Origin of the sequence: Craterilacuibacter sp. (genome assembly GCF_051659485.1) — a bacterium.
In the GTDB taxonomy this organism is placed as follows: Bacteria; Pseudomonadota; Gammaproteobacteria; order Burkholderiales; family Chromobacteriaceae; genus Craterilacuibacter.
Window position 1 is genome coordinate 1 of record NZ_JBOFOO010000407.1, and the last position, 4,656, is coordinate 4,656.

Annotated in this window: 4 protein-coding genes; 2 read left to right on the forward strand and 2 right to left on the reverse strand. The window is 59.2% G+C overall.

Annotation, left to right across the window (positions count from 1 at the left end):
• Positions 1–190 precede the first annotated feature (190 nt).
• Positions 191–1,519: an RNA-guided endonuclease IscB gene (gene iscB, locus ACRC1E_RS13780; RefSeq protein WP_438515661.1), complete on the reverse strand. Its 1,329-nt coding sequence runs from the start codon at positions 1,517–1,519 to the stop codon at positions 191–193.
• 379 nt (positions 1,520–1,898) lie between these two features.
• Here iscB and ACRC1E_RS13785 point away from each other — a divergent pair, with 379 nt between their 5' ends.
• Positions 1,899–2,717 carry a cytochrome C assembly family protein gene (locus ACRC1E_RS13785; protein WP_438515662.1) on the forward strand — a complete coding sequence of 273 codons (819 nt, stop codon included), beginning with the start codon at positions 1,899–1,901 and terminating at the stop codon, positions 2,715–2,717.
• Between the two features lie 16 nt (positions 2,718–2,733).
• Here ACRC1E_RS13785 and ACRC1E_RS13790 read toward each other — a convergent pair whose 3' ends face one another.
• A complete protein-coding gene (locus ACRC1E_RS13790; protein WP_438515663.1) occupies positions 2,734–4,146 on the reverse strand; it encodes a cryptochrome/photolyase family protein in 1,413 nt (470 codons plus the stop codon).
• Between the two features lie 277 nt (positions 4,147–4,423).
• Between ACRC1E_RS13790 and ACRC1E_RS13795 the strand changes: the two genes are divergently transcribed.
• On the forward strand, positions 4,424–4,656 hold a 233-nt coding region (locus ACRC1E_RS13795; protein WP_438515664.1), incomplete at its 3' end, for a porin.

The window sequence follows — 4,656 nt, forward strand, 5'->3', positions numbered from 1 at the left end:
TTGGATTCGGAGAGGCGCGCGTTACCGCGCAGCGTCTTGATCACGCCACTTAAGCGTGTCGTCAGGTTGTCAAGCATGGGCCATCCTTCATTAATTTGCGCGGCAAAAATCCGGTCTTCAGGCCGGAGGGGTAGAGCGCCGCCCCCTCGGAGGCGATACTTTGGCTACTCCTATTTCCGCTTTCCTTTCTCTATGCAGTCTTGGATTCAAATGAATAACCATAACCATCTGCACGCTGAATCAGCGTACAAAAACGGTGATGAATACCCTGAATGGCGGGCTGCCCCGGTATCTGAATATTAAAGTTGCCGGTTGCACGCACTGCCACCCGCCCGCAATACGTGCCTGCTTTCTTGCCTGTGGTCACGACTGCTTTGATTCGGTCACCCGTCTGGAAACCAAAATGGCGTTTGCTGCGGGTGAGATAGCCACGCGGGAAACCCGACGCATCCAGCCGCGTGCGCTGGTAGCTGCCGCGTCCGGTGGCTTTGATATTCAGTACCGGACGCTGCCAATATCCGATGGCATCAACCCTGCCGACGCAGGCGGCATCAAGTGCATGAGTCTTGGGCACATCCAGCGTGTGACGATTAAATTTAGTCCTGCCGCCATCCGCTGTTTCCAGCGGCAGGCCTGTGTTTTTCAGCGCCGAGACCAGTGCATTGCGGGTGCTGTTGACGGCTGCGGCATCGTGCAACGGGGTCTTCAGTTGTTTCTTCAGCTTCGCCAGTCGTTCCGCTTGCTTGGCCAGGAATACTTCGACAGGCAGCGCATCCTTCTTCTGGTTGCACGGCTGGCAAGCCAGCGCCAGATTGCTAACCCGATCTGATCCACCTAGCGCACGCGGTTTGACATGCTCGACCTGCAGGGGCAAATCAGTCTTGTCGCAGTACACGCACTGGCGTTTAAACTTTTCCAGCAGGTATTCGCGCACGGTGTAACCGTGCAGCGTGCCTTGCTGGTAAGCAACGCCGGAAATCTCGGGGTTTTGCATGGACTGCATGTCGAACTTCACGCGCTCAACCGCGAGCGCGGACACCGGCGACCAGCGGCGCAGCCGCCCGACCCACGAAAGCGTTGTCTCCAGCCGATGCCGCAAGGAAGGCGCAAGCCAGCCTTCCGGTTTCGTCCGGTTGTCGAACCGTGGCGCACGATGGCGCAGGTTTTGACTGCGACGGCGGCGACGCATGGCGCTACGCGCCTGCAAAGCATCCCGAATGACCGAACCGCGATGCTGCAAATGACCTAGCCACAGCGGATGGACGGTGCGACGACTCGCTCCGCTTTCAGGATCAGTTTCGTCCTGCACCCGCACTAGCGCGATGCCGGTGGTTTTACTGCCGGGATCAAGCTTGATCTGCACCGGCTGCAAATCCCCGCCCACACGGTCTTTCAGCCGAATGGTGAACGGTACAAGCCGGATCACCACCGCCCGGCATGCATCCAGCAGCTTGCGGGCACGTTTTTCCGAACACGGCATCAATAGCTTTTTGCGTTTATCGAGTACAAACACGCTCACTGCGTATTGCTCCTAAATTCTGCGCTTACGCGCCTTGTGACAAGAACTTTCGTTCTGCTCCCCTCGGGCATGTCTGCAACCGGCTCCTGCTTTCGCAGCGGAAACAAGCTTCGGCGTTTTACCTTGCGCCAGCATGATCGAATCCTTCCAGTGTCCGGAACTGAGGAAGCATTCCGGAGTGGGTCTTAACGACCTGTTGCAAACGTAGCGGATTAAAATCGCTTGCCCTGGTCAAGCTCGCCCGCTTTTAGCAAGCGCCGGCCTTCCGACCGGGGTAGTTGACGTCTGCCAACGGCAATACCGCTTTGGTGTAGACTTCGAAGTTGTCTATTTTACACGAGCTGCCGGGTGCATGCCCGGCATTGACGGCCTTTATACGATGAGTGGTTTTCTGTTCGCGTTATCTTTATGTCTTCTGATGGGCTATCTGGTCCTGTCCTGGCATCACCTCGGGCACTGGAAAGGCTATCCGGTGCTGCCACGCTCACCCCGTATCGAGCATCTGCTGCTGGGCGTGCTGCTGCTGGCGCATGCGGCGCTGGTGCTGTTGCCGGTCTTGTCCGGCGGGTATCTGGATCTGGGGCTGGGGCGGGCGCTGTCGGCGCTGGTGTGGCTGATGCTGCTGATTTACTGGACCAGCAGTTTTTTCTATCGCGTCGAGGGCTTGCAACTTTTGATGCTGCCTTTGGCCGTGCTGGCGCTGGGCTTTGAAATCCTGCTGCCCGGGCAGCACATCAGTTACGAGCTGGCCAATCCGCTGTTTGCCCTGCATCTCTTGGTGTCCATGCTGGCGTATAGCCTGTTCGCCATTGCCGCATTGCTGGCCATGCTGATGCTGGTGCTGGACCGGGCGCTGCATGCCCGGCGCGGCACGGCTTTTACCCGCCAGCTGCCGCCCTTGTTATCGCTTGAAAGCATGATGTTTCAGGTGATCGCTGCGGGTTTCGCCCTGCTGTCGGTGTCGCTGGTGACCGGTATCCTGTTTTCCGAGCAGATGTTCGGCACGCCGCTGACCCTCAATCACAAGATTGTATTCGCCTGTGCCGCCTGGCTGGTGTTCGGCAGCCTGTTGCTGGGGCGCGTGCGCCGTGGCTGGCGTGGCCGCCTTGCCGTGCGCTGGATCTTGTCCGGGTTTTCCCTGTTATTGCTGGGTTATATCGGCAGCAAAATCGTGCTCGAGCTGCTGCTGGGGCGTTAAGCATGCCCCGGCATTGTTAGCGGCCGAATAGCGCCAGCGCCTTGCCGCGCTGGGCGGCATGGTCGACGATGGGGGCCGGATAATCGTGGCCCAGGCTAAATCCGTCGGGCAGGGTTTTGGCGAGCCAGGGGGCGTGGATGGCTTTGTTGTCCAGCGCCGCCAGTGCCGGCAGATAGCGGCGGATAAAGCGCCCGTCCGGATCGAATTTTTGCGACTGGGTGACCGGGTTGAAGATGCGAAACCAGGGCTGGGCATCGCAGCCGGTGGAGGCGGCCCACTGCCAGCCGCCATTGTTCGCCGCCAGATCATAGTCCAGCAGCTTGGCGGCAAAGTAGTGCTCGCCACGGCGCCAGTCGATCAGTAAATCCTTCACCAAAAAACTGGCCGCCACCATGCGCAGGCGGTTGTGCATATAACCGCTGCTGTTTAACTGCAGCATGGCCGCATCGATCAGCGGGTAGCCGGTGCGTCCCTCGCACCAGGCGGTAAAATGCGCGTCTTCCCCCGGCCAGGCCAGCTCGCGGTAAGCCGGCTTGAAGCTGGCTTGCTCGACCTCTGGGTAGTGCCACAGCAACTGCTGGTAAAACTCGCGCCAGACAAGTTCGTTCAGCCACACCTGCGCCCCGGCGCTGGCCTCATTTAGCGCCAGTTGCACCAAGGCGCGGATAGAGACCGTGCCGAAGCGTAAATGGGCCGACAAATAAGACACGCCTTTACGCGCCGGAAAATCGCGCAGCGCCGCGTAGTCGGCGATGCGGCCGGCAAAATCGTCTAGCAGTGCCTGTGCGCCATGCATGCCGGTACGGATATTCTGCGCGGCCAGATCGACCGCCTCAAAGCCGGTAACCGTAATCGGCGCATCGCTGCCTTGCAGTGCCGGCGGCAGGCTGGCGCGGGCGACAAAGTGCCGGCTGTCCAGCACCACTTGCCACGGCGCATGATCCTGCGGCGCCAGACGCGCGCGCCAGGCGCGGGCATAGGGGGTAAACACGGTATAGGGTTTGCCTGCCGCACTCAGCACTTCATCCTGCTCGAAAATCACCTGATCCTTCACCGCCTCTACGTGGATGCCTTGTGCCTCCAGTTGTGCCGTGATGGCGGCATCGCGCTGCCTCGCCATCGGTTCGTAATCGCGGGCAAAAAACAGCTGGCGGGCACCGGTTTGCGCCGCCAGTGACGGAATGACGGCCAGCGGGTCGCCATGGCATAGCACGAGCTCGCTGCCGAGTTGGCGCAGTTGCTGGCGTATTTCTGCCAGTGCCGCACAGATAAAGGCGATGCGTTTATCGTCCGGCGGCAGCGTGTCCAGCAATGCCGGGTCGAAGATGAATAGCGCCAGCACCGGCCCGGCTTGCTGCGCCCGGGCGAGGGCCGCATGGTCGCTCAGGCGCAGATCGCGGCGTAACCAGCACAGGATGGGGGGTGTCATCGGCGGCACTTTCATGGTGAGTACGGTATCGGCTTATATAGCTTTATCACGTTGTTGTAAATTTGAAACAATCGCTAAGGCCATGAAATATAGGCTTTTGCTGGGTTTTTTGGTGGGCGGGTGTCTCTATTCTGGCCGAAAAGTGCGCGTGCTTTTGTTTTTTTGCAACGTGGCACTTAGTATATGTGCATGACCAGCGCGGTACAGCGCCGGCAAAAAATACTTGGCCCGGCATAGGGACCGGGTTAGTTAACCGACCTCGAAAAAGGAAAGACTCATGAACAAGAAAATTATCGCACTGGCTGTTGCCTTGCTGCCTGCTGCCGCCATGGCTGACGTGACCATCTACGGCGCGATCAAGGCCGGCGTTGAAGGTGTTAAAGTAGGCGATGCAGGCACTGTAACCAATGTTGACGATATCGGTTCGCGTATCGGCTTCAAGGGTAGCGAAGATCTGGGCAATGGCCTGAAGGCGATCTGGCAGGTTGAGTCCAAGCTGAGCATCGATGG